The organism is Aquimarina sp. (assembly GCF_977115655.1).
Map to the genome: position 1 here is coordinate 17,814 of NZ_CDSBKO010000003.1, position 21,063 is coordinate 38,876.

A 21,063-nucleotide genomic window follows, 5' to 3' on the forward strand; every position below is an offset into this window, starting at 1 on the left:
GTATTGCTATTTTGGAAACAACTAAACTGTTTTTGGTCACATTTTTTGCCTCATTAGCAGGTGTAATACCACCCGGATTGGTAAACATGACCGTAGCCAGAACTTGTCTTGAAAGAGGAAAAAAAAACGGTATCCTTGTTGCAACTGGAGCTTCTGTAGTAGTGCTTTTTCAAGCATTTATTGCAATTCTATTAGCAAAATATATTTTCTTTAACCCATTTGTTAAAAATATACTACTACGCACAGGAGCTGTAATCTTTTTTTTTATGGCAATCTATTTTTTTGCAAAAGCAAAACAAAACAAAACAAAAATCAAGGAGTATAAACATGACGAAACCAGAAGCTTTTTTAAAGGGGTAATGATATCTGCTCTTAATGTTTTGCCAATACCATACTTTTGTGCAATAGCAGCAGGAATGAGCGTAAGCGGAAAAATGGAATACGATGCTTTGCGTATCACAGCATTTACAATAGCAGCAGGAACAGGCACCTTTGTTACCCTGTATTTTTATGTGATTTCCTTTTTGAAAATAGAAAAGAAAACGGCATCTATCACAAAATATTCTAATTATTTTATGGGTATATTAATGTTAATTTTAGTAATCATAACCTTAGCAAGAATTATATATACATGGGAGTAAAAAAGAAAGAAAAAGATATCCAACCAGGATCTGAAACTAACTTTTTTGACAGAGTATACGAGGTGGTCAGACTAATTCCTTATGGTAGGGTAACTTCCTATGGTGCGATTGCCAAATGCCTGGGAGCAGCCAAAAGTGCAAGAATGGTAGGTTGGGCAATGAACGCATGTGGTGGTAGAGAAGATGTTCCCGCACACCGCGTTGTAAACAGAAAAGGACTTCTCACGGGGAAACATCATTTTGAAGGAACCAATCTAATGCAGCAATTATTAGAAAATGAAGGTATAAAAGTAGTAGATAGCCAAATAATAGATTTTGAGGAGATATTTTGGGATCCGATGAAAGAATTATAAGAATTTTTTATCAAAATCATTACCTTTCCAGTAGTTTGCGGTTTTTTTGTTGATGTTTATTTTCTTCAAAATATTTCGCTCTACCAAACTTTCAAGATCAGTTCTTGCAGTTTGATTAGTAATTGAAAAAATGTTTTCAACTTCTTTTACCGAAAAATAACGATTATTATTTTCCTTTATCCAAAATAATAATTGAGCCTGTCTTTCATTAATATTTGGTTCTTTGTAAAAAACAGAAAGTTGGATTTCCTCTTTTTTCTTTTTGGCTACATAATTTTTTAAGTCCTCAAAAGCTTGCGTAAGCACCTTTACTTGATAGTGAATAAAATAAGTAACATCCATGTCGTCAATTTCTGTGTATAGATAAGCTTTTTCATATTGGGTTTTCGTTTTCATAATTACTCTGGATATAGATAAGTATTCTACTAGCCAATATCTTTCTTTTAACAAATACCAGTAAAAAATAGCACGGGCAGTTCTGCCATTTCCATCTACAAACGGGTGTATGTACCCTATTAAGAAATGTAAAATACTTGCTTTAACAATTGGATGGATAAAATTTTCTTTAGGATTGGTATTAAAAAAATCACAAAAAGACAACATAAAAGCATTGAGTGCTTTAAAGTCTGGAGGGGTATGAACAATCTCTCCTGTGATTTCATTCATTACGTGTATCTCATTGTTTTTCCTAAAAACACCTACTTTTTCTTCTTCTAATGTATTTTTAGTGACCAGTCTATGAACCTCATAAAGTTTCTCGATAGAAATATCTTCAGTTTTATGATCGCTTATAAATTGGATAGTTTCATAATTGTTCAGAATCATCTGCTCCGATTTATTCTTCGGATTTTTATTTTTTCTGAGCATATCCTTAGCCTGCACTCTTGTAGTTGTAGCTCCCTCTATCATTGATGAAAAAATAGATTCTTCCATCAATGCATTATTAAGATATTGTTGTTTGTCTAACTCAGAAAGTAATTGTTCTTTTTGTAACCCTGCTCCAAAATTATGATCTAGATAATGGAGTTTTTGCTGTAGAAATCCATTTATATTATAATTAAACCATAGACTTCTATTTTTCCCTTCAAGATATAAGGTTACCTGATTCAAAAACCTTTTTGTCTTTATGTATCTCCAAGCAGCATTGGCATCTAGGTTTTTAAATTTCAAATACTTTATTTTATCCCAAAACAAATAATTCGAATTTATTTTTGCGAACGCATCTCTGTCTAGACTATTTTCTACATTCAATGCTCCCATTTGAAAATAAGTATCATTATCTGGTTCAAATTTAGGCGCTTTTTCAATCATATTTCCTAATTTTTGAAAAATTTACAAATATCATCAAATATACAATTTATCCTAATATTTCCTAATTTTTGAAAAATTTACAAATATTAGCACATCATAAATAACGATGCCACTATAAATCATTTCAATTCACAGGCTTTATAATCTTAACTTTTCGACCTATCTTTGCCTTTAAATCCGTTTGGACGAACATAGTACCTTGAAAAAGAAATAACACCCATGAAGTTAGAGAAATCAGATATATTAAAAGCATTAGAAACTATTACGGTAGCTGGCGAAGGCAAGAATATGGTAGAGAGTGGTGCAGTAAAAAATATAATCACCTTTGGAGATGAAGTTGTTGTAGATCTAGTGTTGACAACTCCTGCATTGCACATTCGTAAACGTGCTGAAGTAGATGTAATGAAAGTTATTCATGAAAAGGTGTATGAAAAAGCAAAAATAAAAGTAAATATCAAAGTCGAAGCTCCCGCAACGCAACCTCAAAAAAATGAAATTAAAGGGAAACAAATCCCTGGGATAACCAATATAATTGCAGTAGCATCTGGTAAAGGTGGTGTAGGTAAATCTACAGTAACCTCTAATTTGGCAGTAACACTAGCAAAAATGGGATTTAAAGTAGGACTTTTAGACGCAGATATTTATGGGCCTTCTGCCCCTATTATGTTTGATGTAGAAAGAGAACGACCACTATCTGTAAAAGAAAATGGTAAATCAAAAATGAAACCTATAGAAAATTATGGAGTTAAGATTTTATCTATAGGATTTTTTACACAACCTAATCAAGCAGTAGTGTGGCGGGGGCCTATGGCAGCAAAAGCATTAAACCAAATGATTTTTGATGCAGCGTGGGGCGAATTAGATTTTATGTTAATTGATTTACCTCCGGGAACAGGAGATATACACTTGTCTATTATGCAATCCTTGCCTATAACAGGAGCTGTAGTAGTAAGCACACCACAAAATGTAGCACTGGCAGATGCAAGAAAAGGAGTAGCTATGTTTCAGCAAGATAGTATTAATGTACCAGTATTAGGGATTATAGAAAATATGGCATATTTTACTCCAGAAGAGCTTCCTAACAATAAATATTATATCTTTGGCAAAGAAGGAGCCAAGCACCTTGCTGAAGATTTGGATATTCCGTTTTTAGGAGAAATTCCTCTAGTGCAAAGCATACGGGAGGCAGGAGATGCAGGCAGACCAGCAGCATTGCAAACAGCAACTCCAATAGAAAAAGCATTTGAGGAATTAACCAAAAATGTAGTTCAGGAAGTAGTAAACAGAAACGACAATTTACCTCCTACCGAGGCAATCAAAATAACAACAATGGCAGGATGTTCTGCTATAAAAAAATAAAAAATGACTTCAGAAGAATTAAGAATTAATGTAGAAAAAGCTCTGGATGAAATTAGACCATTTTTAGAAAGTGATGGAGGTAATATATCTCTGGTATCTATTGAAGATGATAAGGTCGTTAAAGTGCAATTAGAAGGTGCATGTGTTGGGTGCAGTGTAAACCAAATGACTCTTAAATCCGGAGTAGAAATGACTATAAAAAAGTATGCTCCGCAGATTGAAGAAGTACTTAATATAAGTTAACATTTTTATTAAGTAATAAAGTCTGTTGTTTTTTGAGGACCTTCCAAAATAACTCGTATAATTTTTAATGTCCCGTCTTCTGTAGTGGAGATTTGCCATTTAATTAGGGTTATATTACCACTCTCTATTTCCATACCTGTAATAGATCTTGGATGCACACAACTACCATCATTAAATAAAGCTAGTTCTCCCGCTTCAGGAAATCTGGGTCTGTGGGTATGACCAATTATCGTGAATTTATTCTTGTTACGGATGATCCATTTTTTTATCCTTCGCTCTATTCGTATAGTTTCTTTATAATTTTTTGCCGGGCTGGTAGGATCTGCAATTCCAACCACTTGCAAAGGCTTCCATAAAATCCGTACCAAAAATCGGTTTATCCTCCATCCTATATAATTCATAAAATCAGCTTGATGACCATGGAGCAAGAAGATTTCCTGTTCTGTATCCTGATGTTTTAAAACAATAGCCTCATGGTATTTTATATTAGGAAAAAGAGGGACTTCTTTTCCGGTTTTATGATCAAGATACGAGCTTAAATTTTTCTGTACATATTTGGGGTCACGGTACACCATGTCATGATTGCCCCATATCATTTCTAATCGATTCTCTAGGTAAAAGAGCTGAAGCAATTCATACACATTTTTATGTGCCCTAAAAATAGTTTCAAAATTAAGGTTTTCCCAAAGCTCATCACCATCCCCAAGTTCACAATACGTAAAACCTTCGTTAAAATAATATTTAAGAGCATGAAAATATATATTTCGATTATTAGCAAAATCATCTGCAAAACTATTGTCCCCACGATGACAGTCACTAAATAATACAAACTTAGAACTGTCGTTAAAAGGAATTATTTTAGCATTTTTATATGCGCGATCCAGACGGAATTGGGAGGACATAAAGTAAGTTTTCAGTAAATATAAAATATTCTATTTAAGTTAGTTTAGAATTGTAATTATAATATGCTTGTCAAATTAGTAGGGTTGATATATATCATAATATGAAACATTAGGATAAGATATATTTGATGCTATTTCATACCATACCTTATGCTATCTAAATACCTTCCTGTTTTTGTTATTCTCTCTATATTATCAGAAATATTGGGTACCGTTGGGGGGTTTGGCTCTTCTGTATACTTTGTTCCTATTGCTAATTTCTTTTTGGATTTTCAATCTGTTTTAGGAGTAACCGCTTTGTTTCATTTATCCAGTAACGTAACCAAAATTGCATTTTTTAAAAAAGGATTAGATAAGAAAGTAGTATTAGCTTTGGGAATACCAGCAATAATTTTTGTCTCTGTAGGAGCTTATTACAGTAAATATTTAGATCCAAAAATTCTGACCTACGTTTTAGGTTTTTTTTTGATAGGATTAAGCTTGTTGTTTCTTGTTTTTAAAGAGCTTAAAGTGCAACCTAATACTAAAAATGCAATTTTAGGCGGGGCGTTATCCGGGTTAAGTGCGGGAGTATTAGGTACTGGGGGCGCAATTCGGGGCATTACTATGGCAGCTTTTAAAATGGATAAAAATAAATTTATAGCCACCTCGGCAGTAATTGATTTAGGAGTGGATTTTAGCAGAACGGTAGTGTATTATTTTAATGGATATATACATCAACATGATTTGTATCTGATTCCTGTTTTGATTGTTGTAAGTATTTTGGGAACATGGATTGGAAAAAAAATCCTGAATAAAATATCCCAGGAACAATTCAGGAGATTTGTGTTATTTCTGATTTTGGCAATAGGTATTATTAGTGTATTCTCTAAATTTTGATTTCAAAGCTAAAAAAGACGATATACTCATTACCTGTTTTACGCTAAATAGCTGATTTATATCATTTTTATTCGAGAAAGCTGCTTATATCTTTGATAAAACACTGATTTATAATCTTTATGACACAATCGCTACAAATCATTAAAAGAACTAAAGCTTTTTTTACAGAGATAGGGGATTTGTCATATTTCTCAATACGGTTTTTTAAAGAAGTCTTTACAAAGCCTTTTGAGTTTCAGGAATTACTTCGGCAATGTTACCATATAGGTAATCGTTCTTTACTTTTGGTAGGAGTCACTGGTTTTATTTTGGGATTGGTCTTTACGCTTCAATCCCGCCCTACTTTAATGGAGTTTGGAGCAGAATCCTGGATGCCATCTATGGTAGGGATATCTATTGTAAGAGAAATAGGACCAGTTATTACAGCTTTAATTTGTGCTGGGCGTATAGGTTCGGGTATAGGAGCAGAACTTGGTTCTATGCGGGTAACAGAACAAATTGATGCAATGGAGGTATCGGGTACCAATCCCTTTAAATATCTGGTAGTTACCCGTATTTCAGCAACTACATTAATGCTTCCGATATTGATCATTTTTGGAGATGCAATTGCTCTTTTAGGATCTGCAATTATCGAAAACCTAAAAGGATCGGTATCCTATCAACTTTATTTTAACCAGGTTTTTGATGCCATAGAGTATAGTGATGTTGTTCCTGCAACCCTAAAATCTTTCTTTTTTGGTTATGCTATAGGTTTGGTAGGATGTTATAAAGGATATTATTGCAAAAAAGGAACCGCAGGAGTTGGAGAAGCATCCAACTCTGCAGTTGTCTATACATCGATGTTATTATTTGTAATAGATTTTATAGCAGTTTTTTTGGCAGATATATTTTTTTAAATGAAAAAGAACCCTAATGTTAAATACACATACACTTGATAGAAGCAGATAGAAATACCAATAGATTTGTTTTAGAGATTAAAGATCTTAGAAAAAGTTTTGGAGACAAAGCAGTTCTTAATGGCTTCAATTTACAACTGTCTAAAGGAGAAAATCTGGTAATAATGGGTAAATCAGGATCTGGAAAATCTGTAATGATTAAATGTTTAGTAGGATTAATTCAAGCAGATAGTGGCAGTATTAAGATAAAAGGACAAGATATTACAGTTTTAGGACAAACAGAACTTGATCTGCTTCGAACCGAGATTGGTTTTTTGTTTCAAGGAAGTGCTTTGTATGACTCTATGACGGTACGCGAAAATTTAGAATTTCCTTTGCGTAGGCATAAGAGTAAATTAAATATGACCGAAAATACAGAGGTACTAATTAAAGAGGCTTTAGCAAATGTAGGTTTAGCAAATGCAATAGATCTAATGCCAGCCGAACTTTCTGGCGGAATGCAACGAAGAGTAGCATTGGCAAGAGCACTTATCTTAAAACCTAAAATAATCCTTTATGATGAACCAACTACTGGATTAGATCCAATAACTGCTAAAGAAATTATTCAATTAATGCGCAGTATACAAAAAAAGTACGAGACATCTTCATTGATTATTACACACGATGTAGATTGTGCCAGAGTAATTTCTAACAGGATTATTTTGTTAGTAGATGGGATTAATTATGCAGAGGGCACATATCAAGAGTTGGCCCAATCTAAAGACCCGCAGGTAAAAGCATTTTTTAAACATTAAGGAACAAATAAAACTAAAGAAAAGCATTATGAAAAAGGCAGCATCCCAAAAATTGAAGTTAGGTGTATTTGTAGTAGTTGGCACATTACTACTTGTTGTTGCATTATACGCCATAGGAAATCGACAAAATCTTTTTGGGACCAATGTTAGAATCATGACACAGTTTACTAATGTAAATGGTTTAGAAACAGGGAACAATGTTAGATACTCCGGGGTAAATGTGGGAACGGTAAATAAAATTATAATGTTAGAGGATTCTCAAATTATAGTAGAAATGTTGATAAAAGGCAACATAGCAAAACATATTAAAAAAGATGCAGTCGCAACTATCGGGACAGATGGTTTGGTTGGTAATATGATTGTAAATATTATTCCTAGGGAAAATAAAAAACCAGTAGTAATTTCTGGAGACACTATTAAATCCTATAGTAAAATAGGAACCGATGATATGTTAACTACTCTTAATGTTACTAATGAAAATGCAGCATTACTTACTGCAGATCTATTAAAAATTACCACAAAAATCACTCAGGGAAATGGTACGATAGGACTGCTTATTAATGATTCTATTATGGCACAAGATCTAAAACAAACCATTTATCAACTTAAAAATGCAAGTGCAGGAGCATCACAAACCATTGCAGAAATAAAGAATATAGTATCCTCTATTAATCAAAACGAAAGTGTTATTGGGATTTTATTAAAGGATAGCATATCTGCACAAAAAGTAAAAACAGTTATTAATAATCTGGAACAATCGAGCATAAATATCGAGCAATTAACAAAAAACCTTAACTCGACAGTAAGCAATATAAAGGAAGGAAAAGGAGCATTGCATTATTTGGCAACAGATTCAATTTTGGTTAAGAATATAGATTCTACAATGAATAATATAAAAGAAAGTACCCATCGTTTTAATGAAAATATGGAAGCTTTAAAACATAATTTTTTATTCAGGGGGTATTTTAAAAAATTGGAAAAAGAAAAATCGGTTAAAAATAATAGTAATGAAAATTGAACATTTAGAAGAACGGGTTACAGATTATAAAAACTCTATAAAAACAGTGGTAGATAAGAGAATGCTATGGAAAAACAAAACCAAAGATGTTCTTCTTAAAACACTGCATGAGATAGTAAAACAGTATGATATAGGGTGGAAGGTGCAAGAATTAAGCTGGATACATAATAATGAAGCTGTAAACATTACATTTGATTCTTTTCCTCCGGGATTAATGGACTGTACTAACCTTATACCTGCATATCAATTTTTATCGGGAGGAACCTTAATTTTTTCGCAATCTTATAATGGGGATATCTATATAGCGATGCTATTTCCTGAGGTAGAAAATTCTCCACAAGAAAATAATGTAATAGAACTTGGGACTCATACTCCAGAATCTATAACCGAAAAACTTATTGTAGAAAAGGTAGATGAGTTTTTAAAAGAGATTATCAAATGGGAAGTACCATCTTTAAAAAATAAAGTAGGGTATTAGGCACTATCACATTAATTTGTAATTAAGAATAGTCGCTTTAAAATACTTTTGCTTTCCATTTTTAAGATCCCAGATTGCAGTCATTGTATTTGGTATTAATAATCCATTATAATCTTGGTATTCTCCTGCTTCTCCAATAAAATCTTCTAGTTCTGTATCTCGGTATCTTTTGGTTTTAAAACGATCTATCATCCCATTTTGGTTAAATATAAAAAAGCCTTCAAGCGTATGATTATCGTTTATGATGGTAGCCTTTATTGTTCTGTAATCTATAGTTTTCCAAGAGATATCAGGGTTTAGAAAACCTATCGGAAACCAAATAAGTTCTCCCAAATATCGTCCTAATGAACTTTGATCTACTTTTTGACCCGAAAACAGAACTACATTTTTCAATCCCAATAGACTTACCTTCACTTCACCTTTACCATTAGTATATTTATCCCTTATTAGCATAGGTAATGCTTTTGCTTTCCAGATAAATCCAAAGTTATTAGAAGACATGTATTGCGTGGCAGAAAATGGTAACCACTTTTTTTTCGACCCTGTTATGATCTCTCCTTTTTGGGTAAAAACAGCATTGCAGTATTTCGGTTTTCCCACAATATTGACTTTACTAAGGTAATTTTTCATCAGATCCGGTAAATCATCCAAGTCTTCTGGAGTGATCTTTTTATTTACCTCTTTATTTGGATGAAACAGTAGTGTTTTTTCTTTTTTTACAGAAGTATGAAACGATGCTATTCCTATGATAGCTATTATAAATAGTAAGGTTATTATACTTCCAATTATCATAAATATCATTTTTAGATCGTTTTTACATTACAACATAATTAACTTATAATTCTACCATCCCCCATTTCGATAATTCGATCGGTTTTATTTGCAAAATCGGTATCATGAGTTACTACAAGAAGGGATAACCCTTCTTCCTCGCTTAATTGCTTAAAAACATTGAAAACATTTTCAGAATTATAACTATCCAGGTTTCCTGTGGGTTCATCGCCCATAATGATAGTGGGATTATTTATTAAAGCTCTTGCAATAGCAACCCGTTGCTTTTCTCCACCCGATATTTGTGAGGCTCTTTTTTTGGCAAGGTGATCAATGTTAAGAATATGAAGCTTCCTCATAGCATCATGCTCTATTTCTTCAATAGATTTTTCTGCTAGTTTTTTGGCAGGAAGCATTACATTTTCTAATACCGAAAATTCAGACAACAAATAATGAAACTGAAATACAAATCCTATATGCTTATTTCGGATATAGGAGAGCTTCTCTCTTTTCTGCCCTGTGATGAGCTCATTGTTAAGATATAAGCCTCCTTCATAATCGGTATCCATAGTAGATAAGATATACAGCAAAGTAGATTTGCCACACCCGGATTTGCCCATGATAGAGGTAAATTCTCCTTGGCTTATCTTAAAAGAAATATCTTTTAATACATGAAAAAGTACAGGTTTTTTAAAATACTTATTGATGTTTTTGGCTTCTAGAACTGTTTTCATTGACCTCTTATTATACGTACAGGATCTATTTTTTTTGCTTTCTGAGAAGGTAAATAACCAGCCAGAAAAGTTGAAATCATAGCGAATGTAATACCAATAACATAAAACCAGGGATTATGATTAATGGGGTAGGTAGAAATTGTTGGTAATGCCTCTGTTTTAAAAGGTAAGCTGTCAATTAAATGAGATAAACCAAATCCAATTAATAAGCCCAAAACCCCTCCGATGACCCCAATGATTATAGCTTGGCTCATAAAAATTAATTGTACATCATTACCTGAAAAACCTATCGCCTTTAGAATAGCGATATCATTCATTTTTTCGTAAATAAGCATATTTAAAATATTGTAAATACCAAAACCTGCTACTATCAATAGTGTTATAGAAACAGCATAGGTTATTAAATTTCTAATCGTAGTTCCTGTTTCAAATTGTGCATTGGCAGTATTAAGATCAATTGCTTTCAATTGAAACTGTTGCTCAACTTTTTCAGCTAATGTAACTGCTTGTTCGATATCATGAAGTTTTACATGGATATCGGTAATATAATTTTCTGCTTCGCCCAGAATACGCTGTACAGTTCTAATATTGGCAAAACTTTGAACATTGTCTATATCAGCAATCCCACTTTGATATATTCCTACAATTTTTAACGGAAAAATATCTCCCTTTATGGTACTGATTTGTACCCTGTCACCCACATCAAGAGACATTTTTTTGGCAACACCCGCACCTAGCAAAATACCATTATCATTACGCTGCAAATCCCGAGAAGTTCCTTTTATAATATAATCCTTGAAATTAAAAAACTCGACTTCTTTTATAACATCAACCCCTGTTAGATTACCTCCCAGTTCAATAGATCCTGCGATATAAAATATTTGTGATTTAATCTGTGGTATTGCTGCTCTAACCCGAGTATCTTTATTAAGATAATTAAGGATAGGAAGCGCATTATGAATTCTTTTTTGACTTTGCTTTGGTTTAATAGAATGTACTATATTAAATGTATTTTGAAATTCATCATATAAATCTACAGGCTGTTTTTTTGAAGGTTCAATCTCATTAAAAATATGAATATGTGGTGTTTGATTAAGGATCAAATCATCCAGCATCTTATTCAGCCCGGTCATAAAACAAACCAGGGTAATATACGCTCCAATGCCAAAAGTCACACCCAAAGCAGCTATTGCTGTTTGTTTGGTTTTGGTAACCAGATGCGTTCTGGCAATGTTTAATATGACTTTCCAGTTAATCAATGTTTAGGTTTATAAATCCAGGTATCTTTTGTAATTCCTGATAAAATTTCTACAGTATCCATACTCTGAAGCCCAACAGCAATTTCTACTGTTCCTTTTTCAGTTTTTACTTTAGTATTATCAATCAGGTATTCTTTAGGTATCGTTAGCACTTCTTTTTTTTGATCTATGATGATATTTGCCTCTCCGGATAATCCGGGATACAATACCTTTGGGCTTTTATCAAAAAGGGCTTCAACGATAAAGGTTTGATTGCGTTCATCCTTTTTTGGGTATATTTTATTCACTTTTGCAGTAAATACCTCTTTATTATATGCATCCAGAGTTATTATAGTTTTTTGATTCTCTTTGATTTTTACAATATCTACTTCATCCACTAGCATTTCGATAACAAAAACAGTAGCATTACCAACTGCTGCAATAGGTTCTAAAGTATTTACAATCTCTCCGGGATTCTTATACAAACCATATACTTTACCAGTAATCTTACTATTAATGGTAAAATCTTTGGTAGTTATTACCGAAGTTTTATAATTGTTTTTTGCCTGTTGTAATTGAGTACTAAGTTCATCTTTGGTTCTGTTATATTTGTTTTTTAACAGACTTAAAGAATTTACAGAAAGTTCATAGGTAAGTTTTTTAGTATCATATTCTGTTTTTGAACCTATTTGTTGACTCCATAGATTTTTCTGACGGCAATAATGTATAGAATCATTAATCATTTTAAGAGTTGCGGATTTTATTTCTTCTTCTATACTACTTAGGATTGCCGCACTGCCATTATAGTTTTTTTGAGCAAGTTCTAACGATAACTTAGCATTATCTGAATGTAACTTAGGGTTACTATTTATGATCTGAAGTAATGGAGTTCCTTTTTGAACGATATCCCCTTCTTCTACAAAGTTTTTATCCAGAATACCATGTACAGAAGCATAGACCTGATATAAACTGTCTGGCTGTACAGTAACCGATGAATATACCAATTCTGTGATGTTTGTTACTGTAGGAAGCGTTTTTTCTTCTTTATCCGTACAAGATATAAAAACAATAGCAAAAAACGTCCATAATATATATTTAGACATGCCAACATATTTTTATCGAATTTCGTTGAAAAGACGGATTTTCGGAATGATATTTATCATATTTAAAAAAGAAGACAGTCTTTATTTTAGCATAGGGATTAGATCAAAATATAGCCTTTAATAAAGCTCCAAAAACAAGTAAGATTTATTGCTAATACAGAGCAATATAGATTTAACAATTATAAAACATAACAAACAAATGCAAATCAATATTCAATTTGTACAAATGCCGACTAGTGAAACGATGGAAGATTATGTGCAAAAAAAACTAGAAAAACTATTTAAAAAATATGATTGGATAATCAGGGCCGATGTGTTTTTTAAGAAAGAAAATGATCCAAAAGGAGAAGGTAAAATCTGTGATGTAGAATTAAGTTTGCCCGGGCCAAAAATATATGCTAGCTCTAATGAGAAAAATTTTGAGATGGCATTTAAAGAAACTTTAGAGGATTTAGAAAAACAACTTAAAAAGCGCAAACAAGAAATGAAACCATATATCTAGAATTTTAAACTAAATTCTTACGATCAAACTCATGTTATATCAAATTAATTATAAAATGCCGTATAAAGCAAAAAATGAACACGGTTAGAAGCAACATTTTATCGTTAAATAGATGTTAAGTATATATGTAAAATGATATTTGTCATGTTTTGAAATGACTTATAAAAGTACTTTTATCCGCGAATTTAAGAACAGGAAGTATTTTATAAGTTATGTATTATCGGTAATTGATAATACAGTATAACAATACATTGAAACTATCATAATTAGTATAAGTTGAGTTTGTGTTAATACAATTAAGTTTCAATATAGACCCCTTGGGAGTAGTTACCCCAGGGGGTTGTTTTTTGTAAAACTAAAACGTGTTCGCAAATCCCTCTTTCTTGTACACTTTTTAAAAGTGTACAATTCATTCTCCCTTTTTACTTAAAAGGGAGAGCTTTTATAAGTATATCCTAATAAAAAGCTCCTCCCTTTGGACAAAGGGAGGTGGCTTTATGTTTTCCTTTAGGAAAAACATAAAGTCGGAGGATTTGATTTTCCCCTACACAAAATAGAATCAACCCTATAATAATTTTAACAGCCTTTAGTATATCAAGGATGACTTTTAACTATGAATGGCATCGTTTATCTTTTTATTTGTAGTATTCTATTTTGCGTTCTGTATAACTTTGGGGCTCCCCATTTTCTTTATACCGTATTCGTTTGGTCCAATTGCCATACGCATCAAATTCGTAGTAGTCTGCTACTTTTTGACTATTGTAGGTAGTAATATCCCCGGTTTCTAAAAACTCAAAATCCCCGGTAATTAGGGTAGTCCTTAACTTGGCAGATTTGTATACTCCATTAGGATAATATATATACTCATTTGTCCTGCCAAACAACTCTCTGGTTTCTCGGTACAGTACACTATCTTTATAAAAATAATGATGTGTACCTCCTTTTTTACTACTCTACCTTGACTGTCATAGGCTCTTCGCCAAAAGCACGTTCTTGTATTAAAGGATCATCCTCACTATCTCTCATATAGAACTCTGAATCTATCATTAATCCTTTCTCATTATATTTATAAGCACTACTATCTATAACCCAAATGTTTTCACCATCAGAATCATATCGGATTACTCTTTCATAATCATTATTACCAACATCATTATAATGTTTATCTAGCATTGCCGTACTGTACCATACACTTTTTGAATTATTATAAATTGTTTTACTTTTTATTTCCCGTCCTTTCTTATCGTAATCATAAACAAAACCATATTGATCCTCATTAATTGGTTTGCCTCTATTCTTTCTTCCTGCTTTAGGAGAATAAGTAACAAATTCCTTTCTTCGTCCAATAGAATCAAATTCTATACTAAAATTATGGGGGAAAATTTGTCCTGTATCATAGTATTTTTTATCTATTTTAACGACTTGCCCATTTGCATCTTTTGTGGCATAATACATTATCTCTTCACTCTTTTTTACGGGACCATAGAACATACGGGTATTAAAGTCTGTTGGCGGAAAATACCAGATAATCCTGTCCGGGAGATTTGTTTTTGTAGTAGCCTTGCCACAACTGCATGCTACGATTAGTACTAGTATGATTCCTGCTATTTTATATATGGTGTTCATTTTTTTACGCTTTCTTAATTTTTACATTATTTTTTATACATCTCATTGGCGCTATATAGTATGCCATACTTATGATAAAATGTATTTAACGCAAAACCTCAAAATCGTCAAAGTACTCTAAACTACTTTCTTTAAAAGAAACCGCATCTACTCTTGCAAATTCGGGGCCTTTGGCACACCAGTCTAACAAAATTTTTAGTTGTTCTTCAGGAGCTTCTGCTTCTATATATACCTCTCCATTATCCAGGTTTTTTACAAATCCTTTAATATTAAGTCCTTTAGCTTGGTTTAGGGTGCTCTGTCTATACCATACTCCCTGTACTTTTCCTGTTACGGTAATTTTGTAATGTTTTAGCATACTATTTTATAAAAAAGAAAGATACTATAATTATGTTGTTTTTATAAAGAAGGGTATGGATATGATAATTATCATTTTAAAAAGGCTGAAAACCCCCTAATTTTGATAGTATAAAAACAGTTAAATATGAAAAAAATTCTTGTACCAATAGACTTTTCTGAATACTCAGAATATGCATTAAAAGCCGCTGCAATATTGGCAAAACAACAAAATGCCGAAATTATAGTATTGCACATGTTGGGATTATCTGAAGCTGTATTAATAAAAGATGAAACTCAAGAGGCAACAGAAGCAATGTATTATATGAAACTTGCCGAAAAAAGGTTCAGCACTTTTTTGGATAAAGAATATTTGAAAGGAATTCAGATTACCGAAACGGTACAGAATTATAAGATTTTTAGCGAAATTAATGAGGTAGCCCATGAAAAAGAAGCAGACCTTATTATTATGGGATCTCATGGGGTTAGTGGCTTAAGAGAAGAAGTGTTTATTGGTTCTAATACAGAAAAGGTAGTGCGAACATCAGATATTCCTGTATTGGTGATAAAAAGCCCTGTAGATAATTTTGCAATAGATAAAGTAGTTTTTGCCAGTGATTTTAAGATTGAAAATATCAGAGCATATCACAATGCAAAAAAATTATTTAACTCTTTAAAAGCCACTATACATTTATTATATGTTAATCTGCCCGGAGAGCAATTCAGAAGCTCTGACCAGATAGAAGAACGAGTAAAAGAATTTCTTTTTAAAGCAGACGAAGGAAGCCTTGAAATGTATGACAAAGTGGTATATTATAATGATTATAGTGTAGAAAGTGGTGTATTTAACTATTGTAATAAGATAAAAGCAGATTGTATAGCAATCCCTACCCATGGTCGACGAGGGTTGGCACATTTCTTTAATGGAAGTATAGGAGAGGATATTGCAAATCATGCAAACATACCTGTGATTACATTTAAAATATAATCAGACAGATATTTCAAAGTTAAACAGATGTATATAAGACTTTACAAGGGTATAGGATTAGGTTTAATATCCTTGTAAAGCTTATACATTTAAAATTATATACTACCAAAAAACGTGAGTTCGATCTAAAAATTTGGTTTAAAAAAGTCGTCAAATTTAGTGGTTTTTCATGGGGTAACGAAGAAAAATTGTATCGCTCTTTCGACAAGCTCAAGAGGACAAAGCTTTTGGTTTAAAATTTACTTGTCTTCGATAGTTATGCTGAGTTTTGCCGAAGTACAATTTTCTATCAAAAATCTGACTGATGTAAATTTTCTTACACCGAACTCAGGTTTATAGAGTCCCTAAGGCAATTTCGACCATTTTAGTAAAGGTAGATTCTCTTTCTTCTGAGGATGTTTTTTCTTTTGTGACTAATGAATCTGATATGGTTAAAACAGAAAGAGCCTTAACATTGTATTTTGCCGCAATAGTATATAACCCTGCGGTTTCCATTTCTACACAAAGCACCCCAAATTCTGCCCATTGTTTATATGAATCGGGATCATCCTCGTAGAATTGATCTGAAGATAAAACATTTCCGGCTTTGACAGGTATGTTATTATCTCTTGAATATTGTACGGCTTTCATGAACAAATCAAAGTCTGCTGTAGGAGCGTAATCCGAATTAAGAAATCGGATATTATTGATATTAGAGGTAGAAGATGCTGCCATAGCAATAACAATATCTCTTATTTTAATGTCTTTTTGGTAAGATCCGGCAGAACCTACCCGGATTAAATTTTTAACCCCATAATCTTTAATGAGTTCATGGCAATAAATTAGGGCAGATGGAATCCCCATACCTGTTCCTTGTACAGATACAGGTTTGCCTTTATAGCTGCCAGTATACCCAAGCATCCCCCTTATTTTGGTATAACAAACCGGATGGTCAAGAAAAGTTTCTGCAATCCATTTGGCCCGAACAGGATCACCGGGCAGTAGTACCGTTTCTGCAATTTCTCCTTTTTTTGCTGCAATATGTATGCTCATTTAATCTATATTGTAGAGCTTAATTTTATGAGGTTTGCCATGAAAACAAAATATATTTTCGGGAGATGTACCTTGTGAACTTGCTCTGTATTAATTTTTATTTAGAAGTAACTATGGCAATCCCGGATGAGGTTCCTATTCTGGAAACCCCTAAGTCGATATATTGTTTAGTGGTTTCTGTGTCTTTAATTCCGCCAGAGGCTTTTATTTGTATATTGTTTTTCACTTCGTTTTTCATGAGTTTTACATCCTGCAAAGTAGCACCACCGGTCCCAAAACCTGTAGATGTTTTTATAAAATCTGCACCAGCATTTATAGATAATCTACAAGCAATTTTCTTTTCTTCATCAGTAAGATAACAGTTTTCAAAAATTACCTTTAAGATATTTTCTCCAATAGCATTTTTGATGCTCTTTATTTCATCTTCTACTATTTTATAATATCCGGATTTTAATAATCCAATATTAAGAACCATGTCAATCTCATCAGCGCCATCGTCTATACATTGCTGTGCTTCATAAACTTTTGTTTTATAAGACATAGTACCCAGAGGAAACCCTGCTACAGCGGCAATTTTGATATCGGTATTTCTTAATTCACTGGCTGCCAAACCTACATAATAACTATTTATACAAACCGCATAAAAGGCATGGTCTTTTGCTTCGGTACAAAGCTTTTTTATGTCGTTAACGGTTGCATTGGCCTTTAGTAGTGTATGATCTATATACTTAGCAAATATCATAACTAACGATTCGAATTTATAATGCTTATAAGGTCATTTTTTTGTAATACCCCGGATTGCCTCCAAAGTTGTTTCCCCTCTTTAAATAAAATCATGGTAGGAACCCCCCGAACCTGATATTTTGCAGCCAAAGGCTGATTTTTATCGACATCTATTTTTATAACTTTAACACGGTCTCCCAATTCCTCTTTAACCTGTTTTAAAATAGGGGCAAGCATTTTGCAAGGACCGCACCATTCTGCAAAAAAATCTACCAATACCGGTGTTTCTGAATCGATGATGTTGCTAAAACTATTTTTCATTTGTTCGCATTTAATGTTTTTAAGTATATCAGGTATTATTAATGAGGCTCTAAAATAAGATAAAGTATTGGCTTTTTTAGATCTTTCTTATGGCAAAAATGTATCTTGTAAGCTAGATTGACAATCTTGGGGGAGTTTAACAAAATGTGGTTTCTGAAAAAAAAAATATTTTGATTTCAAAATAAACTTTGATAAACAATAACTCTTAACTTATTTTTGGTTTATCGTTATATTTTTTAATAAGATGCATAATATCTTTAATCGGGATCTCGATAGAGTAGGTGCCTGTATAAGATGGGCAAATAATACAATCATCAAAATAAAACTCTACCGTATTGTCGTTTATCACAAAATTGTTTTTGTACGCTTTAAAATCGCCTTTGGACAACTCCCAACAATCATAAAATAATTCTCCAGAGCCAATGCCTTCCATTATGATGGTATTTATGGTTACAAACACTTCATCTTCTGATCCTTTTTCAAAAAAATCATCAAAATAAATAAAATCATGCTTTTTAAGATCAAAGTTTACACAATCAAACAGGTAGGTAGAATGTAGCATACCCGAATAGTAGTTTTCATTGTAGAGTACCACACTTATAAGGTCGTTTTTTGCACTATAAATTTTATAATCAATAGTTCTTTTGTCCCTGAACCTGTTAATTTTTAAAGTATCGCATAATAACTCTTTATCTTCAAGGATTTGATTTTCGGTTTTTTCAATATTCAGGTAATTTTCTGTAATAAAGTTATTAAATACCGCATAATTAGGATCTATTTTTTCATTAAGATAGGGATATCGATAATCCAGAATATATAAATCTTCTTCTTTAAAAAAACTTTTAGAAATAATTAATTCCTTCAATTGAGCTTTATCATCTTCAGCTTTTATCAACCGTTCTTTTTTGATGGATTTGGTTTTTTCTTGATTCAATTCCAGATTTTCTTCAGAAAAAAAAGAGGAGGTCCCTGTTGTTTCTTCTTCAATAATTTGCTTGGATTCTGTTTGTTTTTGCTCCAAAGGTTGTTTAGGAGTAATTTCTTTTTTACAAGAAATAAAACTTATGAACATAAAACAGGTGATTAGGGTTTTCATACATTTGTTTTTGGCAGACATAAAAATAGGTAGTAAAAACATCAAAAAATATGATAATAATCACTTAAAAGAGGGAATAAATGTTGGTCTATAGATTTTCATATAAGCCTAATCTGTTTTTTAAGATGTTCATTTCGTATTGAATTTTTTGAACCCGATCCAGTAAGCGCATGATTACTTCTATACCTTCAAGATTGATTTCTAATTCTTTATTGAAAAGTAAAATTTGCTCAATTTTTGGCAGTTCTTCAGAGTTCAAAAAAATAGTATCTTGTTCTGTAATGGTTTCTATTAATCCAAATTCGTGTAAAGAATCAATAAATGAAAATTCTATTTCATGATGATTACAAAATTCTATCATTGGTATAAGATGCTTCTTGGTCATTGTTGTGTATTTAAAGTTTAGATAGTTCTCTAAATAATTCTTTTTGTTTTGAAGAAAGGTTTTTAGGGGTTTCAATAATATACGTAATAAAAAGATCTCCAAAAGCCCCTTCCTTTTTATATACAGGAAACCCTTTTCCTTTTAGTTTTACTTTGGAGCCATTTTGGGTTTCTGGTTTAACGTTTAGTTTTACTTTTCCGTCCAGAGTATCTATAGTGATATCCCCACCCAAAACCGCAGTGTAGATATCAATGCTTTTGTTTAAGTACAGGTCGCTTTTATCTCTTTTAAAAGCTGTATTGTTTTCAATAACAAATGTAAGGTACAAATCTCCATTTGGGCCGCCCCCTAATCCTTGCCCGCCATGATTTTTAATTTTTATGGTTTGCCCGTTTTCTACCCCTGCAGGAATAGTAATTCTAATATTTTTGTTATTGATGGCAAGAGTTCTTTTATGTGTTGTGTACACGTCTAACAGGTTGAGATGTAGCTCTGCATTATAATCTTCGCCCCTGTATTTTACCTGGTTGCTTTTATAGCTCCTGCCCGAAGATCCAAACATGTTTTCAAAAAAATCAGAAAAATCACTTTCTGAAAAATCATTGTATTGTTGCTGGTTTTCAGGTCTTTTGTAGGATTGTTGTGATTGTCTGGCTTTTTCAAATTCTTCTGCATGTTTCCAGTCTTTCCCGTACCGGTCATATTTTTTCCGATTTTCGGGATTGCTCAAAACCTCATTAGCCTCATTAATATCTTTAAATTTTTGCTCTGCTTTTTTATCATTTGGATTAAGATCGGGATGATATTTTCTCGCCAATTTTCGATATGCTTTTTTGATATCCTCTTGCGAAGCTTTTTTAGAAACCTCTAAAACTTTATAATAATCAATAAACTCCATAATAAATACATAGAATTAATCATTGTTTTTCAAAAACCAGTTTTAATCGCCCCAGCATCATTAATTCGGATTTGTTTTTTCCTGAAAAAGCACCTGCAATAGTGTTGGCAGTGTCCCAAATCAGGTCTTTCAGGCTATCGGTAAAAACAGATGTATTTTCTTTATAATACATTTCAAATTGTTCAAAACATTCATCAGCATTTAATTCTTCCTCATAATCCAGCCAATCAAAAACAATTTCTATCTGGTAGGTCGCATTTACTCCAAAATCATCTTCTGTAGTACCGGTTTTTATCCATTCAGATTTCACAATTTTTCGTAAAGAATCGTATTCAGATTTTCGAACTACTTTATCCGCAGCAGCAATAGCATAAAATAACTTGCCCAGATGTTGATAAAATTCGATTCCCATATTTTTTGAAGTGCTCATCGTATA

At 32.4% G+C, this 21,063-nt stretch carries 27 protein-coding genes; 11 read left to right on the forward strand and 16 right to left on the reverse strand.

Going from position 1 to position 21,063, the window contains the following annotated elements:
• Positions 1–11: 11 nt before the first annotated feature.
• Together ACZIYX_RS02065 and ACZIYX_RS02070 are read left to right on the forward strand one after the other, a co-directional pair.
• Entirely contained in the window at positions 12–641 is a 630-nt protein-coding gene (locus tag ACZIYX_RS02065) for a LysE family translocator (protein WP_462680532.1), read from the forward strand.
• Entirely contained in the window at positions 632–994 is a 363-nt protein-coding gene (locus ACZIYX_RS02070) for an MGMT family protein (RefSeq protein ID WP_462680533.1), read from the forward strand. Before ACZIYX_RS02065 ends, ACZIYX_RS02070 begins: the two co-directional genes overlap by 10 nt.
• Here the strand turns inward: ACZIYX_RS02070 and ACZIYX_RS02075 are convergent.
• Entirely contained in the window at positions 989–2,305 is a 1,317-nt protein-coding gene (locus tag ACZIYX_RS02075) for a Fic family protein (RefSeq protein WP_462680534.1), read from the reverse strand. The genes ACZIYX_RS02070 and ACZIYX_RS02075 overlap by 6 nt on opposite strands.
• Before the next feature lie 219 nt (positions 2,306–2,524).
• On the opposite strand from ACZIYX_RS02075, the gene ACZIYX_RS02080 reads away from it, so the two are divergent.
• Together ACZIYX_RS02080 and ACZIYX_RS02085 are read left to right on the forward strand one after the other, a co-directional pair.
• Positions 2,525–3,664, forward strand: coding sequence for an Mrp/NBP35 family ATP-binding protein (locus ACZIYX_RS02080; protein WP_462680535.1), 1,140 nt, complete (start codon positions 2,525–2,527; stop codon positions 3,662–3,664).
• Positions 3,665–3,667: 3 nt separating this feature from the next.
• A complete protein-coding gene (locus tag ACZIYX_RS02085; protein ID WP_462680536.1) occupies positions 3,668–3,907 on the forward strand; it encodes a NifU family protein in 240 nt (79 codons plus the stop codon).
• 8 nt (positions 3,908–3,915) lie between these two features.
• Here ACZIYX_RS02085 and ACZIYX_RS02090 read toward each other — a convergent pair whose 3' ends face one another.
• Positions 3,916–4,809: a metallophosphoesterase gene (locus ACZIYX_RS02090; protein ID WP_462680537.1), complete on the reverse strand. Its 894-nt coding sequence runs from the start codon at positions 4,807–4,809 to the stop codon at positions 3,916–3,918.
• 150 nt (positions 4,810–4,959) lie between these two features.
• Between ACZIYX_RS02090 and ACZIYX_RS02095 the strand changes: the two genes are divergently transcribed.
• From ACZIYX_RS02095 to ACZIYX_RS02115, 5 genes are all read left to right on the forward strand, one after another.
• Positions 4,960–5,688, forward strand: a complete 729-nt coding sequence (locus ACZIYX_RS02095) for a sulfite exporter TauE/SafE family protein (RefSeq protein WP_462680538.1) — start codon at positions 4,960–4,962, stop codon at positions 5,686–5,688.
• A gap of 119 nt (positions 5,689–5,807) precedes the next feature.
• Positions 5,808–6,584, forward strand: coding sequence for an MlaE family ABC transporter permease (locus ACZIYX_RS02100; RefSeq protein WP_462680539.1), 777 nt, complete (start codon positions 5,808–5,810; stop codon positions 6,582–6,584).
• A gap of 35 nt (positions 6,585–6,619) precedes the next feature.
• A complete protein-coding gene (locus ACZIYX_RS02105) occupies positions 6,620–7,378 on the forward strand; it encodes an ABC transporter ATP-binding protein (RefSeq protein WP_462680540.1) in 759 nt (252 codons plus the stop codon).
• A 28-nt stretch (positions 7,379–7,406) separates the two neighbouring features.
• Positions 7,407–8,396, forward strand: coding sequence for an MlaD family protein (locus ACZIYX_RS02110; protein WP_462680541.1), 990 nt, complete (start codon positions 7,407–7,409; stop codon positions 8,394–8,396).
• The gene (locus ACZIYX_RS02115) at positions 8,386–8,874 is read left to right on the forward strand and encodes a hypothetical protein (RefSeq protein ID WP_462680542.1); all 489 of its coding nucleotides are present in this window, start codon (positions 8,386–8,388) and stop codon (positions 8,872–8,874) included. The genes ACZIYX_RS02110 and ACZIYX_RS02115 overlap by 11 nt, the downstream gene beginning before the upstream one ends.
• 6 nt (positions 8,875–8,880) lie before the next feature.
• On the opposite strand, the gene ACZIYX_RS02120 is transcribed toward ACZIYX_RS02115, so the two are convergent.
• Genes ACZIYX_RS02120 through ACZIYX_RS02135 form a run of 4 tightly spaced genes read right to left on the reverse strand, consistent with a single transcriptional unit; the run spans position 8,881 to position 12,720 of the window.
• Positions 8,881–9,666 carry a DUF6544 family protein gene (locus tag ACZIYX_RS02120; RefSeq protein ID WP_462680543.1) on the reverse strand — a complete coding sequence of 262 codons (786 nt, stop codon included), beginning with the start codon at positions 9,664–9,666 and terminating at the stop codon, positions 8,881–8,883.
• 38 nt (positions 9,667–9,704) lie between these two features.
• Positions 9,705–10,379, reverse strand: coding sequence for an ABC transporter ATP-binding protein (locus tag ACZIYX_RS02125; protein WP_462680544.1), 675 nt, complete (start codon positions 10,377–10,379; stop codon positions 9,705–9,707).
• On the reverse strand, positions 10,376–11,638 hold the full coding sequence (locus ACZIYX_RS02130; protein ID WP_462680545.1) for an ABC transporter permease: 1,263 nt from the start codon (positions 11,636–11,638) through the stop codon (positions 10,376–10,378). Before ACZIYX_RS02130 ends, ACZIYX_RS02125 begins: the two co-directional genes overlap by 4 nt.
• On the reverse strand, positions 11,635–12,720 hold the full coding sequence (locus ACZIYX_RS02135) for an efflux RND transporter periplasmic adaptor subunit (protein WP_462680546.1): 1,086 nt from the start codon (positions 12,718–12,720) through the stop codon (positions 11,635–11,637). Before ACZIYX_RS02135 ends, ACZIYX_RS02130 begins: the two co-directional genes overlap by 4 nt.
• Before the next feature lie 199 nt (positions 12,721–12,919).
• On the opposite strand from ACZIYX_RS02135, the gene hpf reads away from it, so the two are divergent.
• Positions 12,920–13,222, forward strand: a complete 303-nt coding sequence (hpf, locus tag ACZIYX_RS02140; protein ID WP_462680547.1) for a ribosome hibernation-promoting factor, HPF/YfiA family — start codon at positions 12,920–12,922, stop codon at positions 13,220–13,222.
• Positions 13,223–13,857: 635 nt separating this feature from the next.
• Here hpf and ACZIYX_RS02145 read toward each other — a convergent pair.
• The 3 genes from ACZIYX_RS02145 to ACZIYX_RS02155 all read right to left on the reverse strand — a co-directional run bounded on the left by ACZIYX_RS02145 (position 13,858) and on the right by ACZIYX_RS02155 (position 15,206).
• Positions 13,858–14,106 carry a hypothetical protein gene (locus ACZIYX_RS02145; RefSeq protein ID WP_462680548.1) on the reverse strand — a complete coding sequence of 83 codons (249 nt, stop codon included), beginning with the start codon at positions 14,104–14,106 and terminating at the stop codon, positions 13,858–13,860.
• A gap of 64 nt (positions 14,107–14,170) precedes the next feature.
• Entirely contained in the window at positions 14,171–14,848 is a 678-nt protein-coding gene (locus ACZIYX_RS02150) for a hypothetical protein (RefSeq protein ID WP_462680549.1), read from the reverse strand.
• A gap of 85 nt (positions 14,849–14,933) precedes the next feature.
• A complete protein-coding gene (locus ACZIYX_RS02155; protein ID WP_462680550.1) occupies positions 14,934–15,206 on the reverse strand; it encodes an acylphosphatase in 273 nt (90 codons plus the stop codon).
• Between the two features lie 126 nt (positions 15,207–15,332).
• Here ACZIYX_RS02155 and ACZIYX_RS02160 point away from each other — a divergent pair, with 126 nt between their 5' ends.
• Positions 15,333–16,172 carry a universal stress protein gene (locus tag ACZIYX_RS02160; RefSeq protein ID WP_462680551.1) on the forward strand — a complete coding sequence of 280 codons (840 nt, stop codon included), beginning with the start codon at positions 15,333–15,335 and terminating at the stop codon, positions 16,170–16,172.
• A gap of 333 nt (positions 16,173–16,505) precedes the next feature.
• Here the strand turns inward: ACZIYX_RS02160 and deoD are convergent, their stop codons facing one another.
• The 7 genes from deoD to ACZIYX_RS02195 all read right to left on the reverse strand — a co-directional run bounded on the left by deoD (position 16,506) and on the right by ACZIYX_RS02195 (position 21,057).
• A complete protein-coding gene (gene deoD, locus ACZIYX_RS02165; RefSeq protein ID WP_462680552.1) occupies positions 16,506–17,204 on the reverse strand; it encodes a purine-nucleoside phosphorylase in 699 nt (232 codons plus the stop codon).
• Positions 17,205–17,301: 97 nt separating this feature from the next.
• Complete coding sequence (deoC, locus tag ACZIYX_RS02170) at positions 17,302–17,946, reverse strand: deoxyribose-phosphate aldolase (protein ID WP_462680553.1); 645 nt, start codon at positions 17,944–17,946, stop codon at positions 17,302–17,304.
• A gap of 2 nt (positions 17,947–17,948) precedes the next feature.
• On the reverse strand, positions 17,949–18,248 hold the full coding sequence (gene trxA / locus ACZIYX_RS02175) for a thioredoxin (RefSeq protein ID WP_462680554.1): 300 nt from the start codon (positions 18,246–18,248) through the stop codon (positions 17,949–17,951).
• 205 nt (positions 18,249–18,453) lie between these two features.
• Entirely contained in the window at positions 18,454–19,344 is an 891-nt protein-coding gene (locus tag ACZIYX_RS02180) for an RsiV family protein (protein ID WP_462680555.1), read from the reverse strand.
• Between the two features lie 88 nt (positions 19,345–19,432).
• Positions 19,433–19,729: a chaperone modulator CbpM gene (locus ACZIYX_RS02185; RefSeq protein ID WP_462680556.1), complete on the reverse strand. Its 297-nt coding sequence runs from the start codon at positions 19,727–19,729 to the stop codon at positions 19,433–19,435.
• A 10-nt stretch (positions 19,730–19,739) separates the two neighbouring features.
• Positions 19,740–20,627, reverse strand: a complete 888-nt coding sequence (locus ACZIYX_RS02190) for a DnaJ C-terminal domain-containing protein (RefSeq protein WP_462680557.1) — start codon at positions 20,625–20,627, stop codon at positions 19,740–19,742.
• 19 nt (positions 20,628–20,646) lie between these two features.
• Positions 20,647–21,057 (reverse strand): hypothetical protein, encoded by a 411-nt coding sequence (locus ACZIYX_RS02195; RefSeq protein WP_462680558.1) that lies wholly within the window; start codon positions 21,055–21,057, stop codon positions 20,647–20,649.
• Positions 21,058–21,063 lie beyond the last annotated feature (6 nt).

Bases quoted from the DNA above. Each gene is read 5' to 3' on its own strand.
- ACZIYX_RS02070 (WP_462680533.1), top strand. From the start codon at position 632: ATGGGAGTAAAAAAGAAAGAAAAAGATATCCAACCAGGATCTGAAACT.
- ACZIYX_RS02075 (WP_462680534.1), bottom strand. From the start codon at position 2,305: ATGATTGAAAAAGCGCCTAAATTTGAACCAGATAATGATACTTATTTT.
- ACZIYX_RS02080 (WP_462680535.1), top strand. From the start codon at position 2,525: ATGAAGTTAGAGAAATCAGATATATTAAAAGCATTAGAAACTATTACG.
- ACZIYX_RS02085 (WP_462680536.1), top strand. From the start codon at position 3,668: ATGACTTCAGAAGAATTAAGAATTAATGTAGAAAAAGCTCTGGATGAA.
- ACZIYX_RS02090 (WP_462680537.1), bottom strand. From the start codon at position 4,809: ATGTCCTCCCAATTCCGTCTGGATCGCGCATATAAAAATGCTAAAATA.
- ACZIYX_RS02095 (WP_462680538.1), top strand. From the start codon at position 4,960: ATGCTATCTAAATACCTTCCTGTTTTTGTTATTCTCTCTATATTATCA.
- ACZIYX_RS02100 (WP_462680539.1), top strand. From the start codon at position 5,808: ATGACACAATCGCTACAAATCATTAAAAGAACTAAAGCTTTTTTTACA.
- ACZIYX_RS02110 (WP_462680541.1), top strand. From the start codon at position 7,407: ATGAAAAAGGCAGCATCCCAAAAATTGAAGTTAGGTGTATTTGTAGTA.
- ACZIYX_RS02115 (WP_462680542.1), top strand. From the start codon at position 8,386: ATGAAAATTGAACATTTAGAAGAACGGGTTACAGATTATAAAAACTCT.
- ACZIYX_RS02120 (WP_462680543.1), bottom strand. From the start codon at position 9,666: ATGATAATTGGAAGTATAATAACCTTACTATTTATAATAGCTATCATA.
- ACZIYX_RS02125 (WP_462680544.1), bottom strand. From the start codon at position 10,379: ATGAAAACAGTTCTAGAAGCCAAAAACATCAATAAGTATTTTAAAAAA.
- ACZIYX_RS02135 (WP_462680546.1), bottom strand. From the start codon at position 12,720: ATGTCTAAATATATATTATGGACGTTTTTTGCTATTGTTTTTATATCT.
- hpf (WP_462680547.1), top strand. From the start codon at position 12,920: ATGCAAATCAATATTCAATTTGTACAAATGCCGACTAGTGAAACGATG.
- ACZIYX_RS02150 (WP_462680549.1), bottom strand. From the start codon at position 14,848: ATGAACACCATATATAAAATAGCAGGAATCATACTAGTACTAATCGTA.
- ACZIYX_RS02155 (WP_462680550.1), bottom strand. From the start codon at position 15,206: ATGCTAAAACATTACAAAATTACCGTAACAGGAAAAGTACAGGGAGTA.
- ACZIYX_RS02160 (WP_462680551.1), top strand. From the start codon at position 15,333: ATGAAAAAAATTCTTGTACCAATAGACTTTTCTGAATACTCAGAATAT.
- deoD (WP_462680552.1), bottom strand. From the start codon at position 17,204: ATGAGCATACATATTGCAGCAAAAAAAGGAGAAATTGCAGAAACGGTA.
- deoC (WP_462680553.1), bottom strand. From the start codon at position 17,946: ATGATATTTGCTAAGTATATAGATCATACACTACTAAAGGCCAATGCA.
- trxA (WP_462680554.1), bottom strand. From the start codon at position 18,248: ATGAAAAATAGTTTTAGCAACATCATCGATTCAGAAACACCGGTATTG.
- ACZIYX_RS02180 (WP_462680555.1), bottom strand. From the start codon at position 19,344: ATGAAAACCCTAATCACCTGTTTTATGTTCATAAGTTTTATTTCTTGT.
- ACZIYX_RS02185 (WP_462680556.1), bottom strand. From the start codon at position 19,729: ATGACCAAGAAGCATCTTATACCAATGATAGAATTTTGTAATCATCAT.
- ACZIYX_RS02190 (WP_462680557.1), bottom strand. From the start codon at position 20,627: ATGGAGTTTATTGATTATTATAAAGTTTTAGAGGTTTCTAAAAAAGCT.
- ACZIYX_RS02195 (WP_462680558.1), bottom strand. From the start codon at position 21,057: ATGAGCACTTCAAAAAATATGGGAATCGAATTTTATCAACATCTGGGC.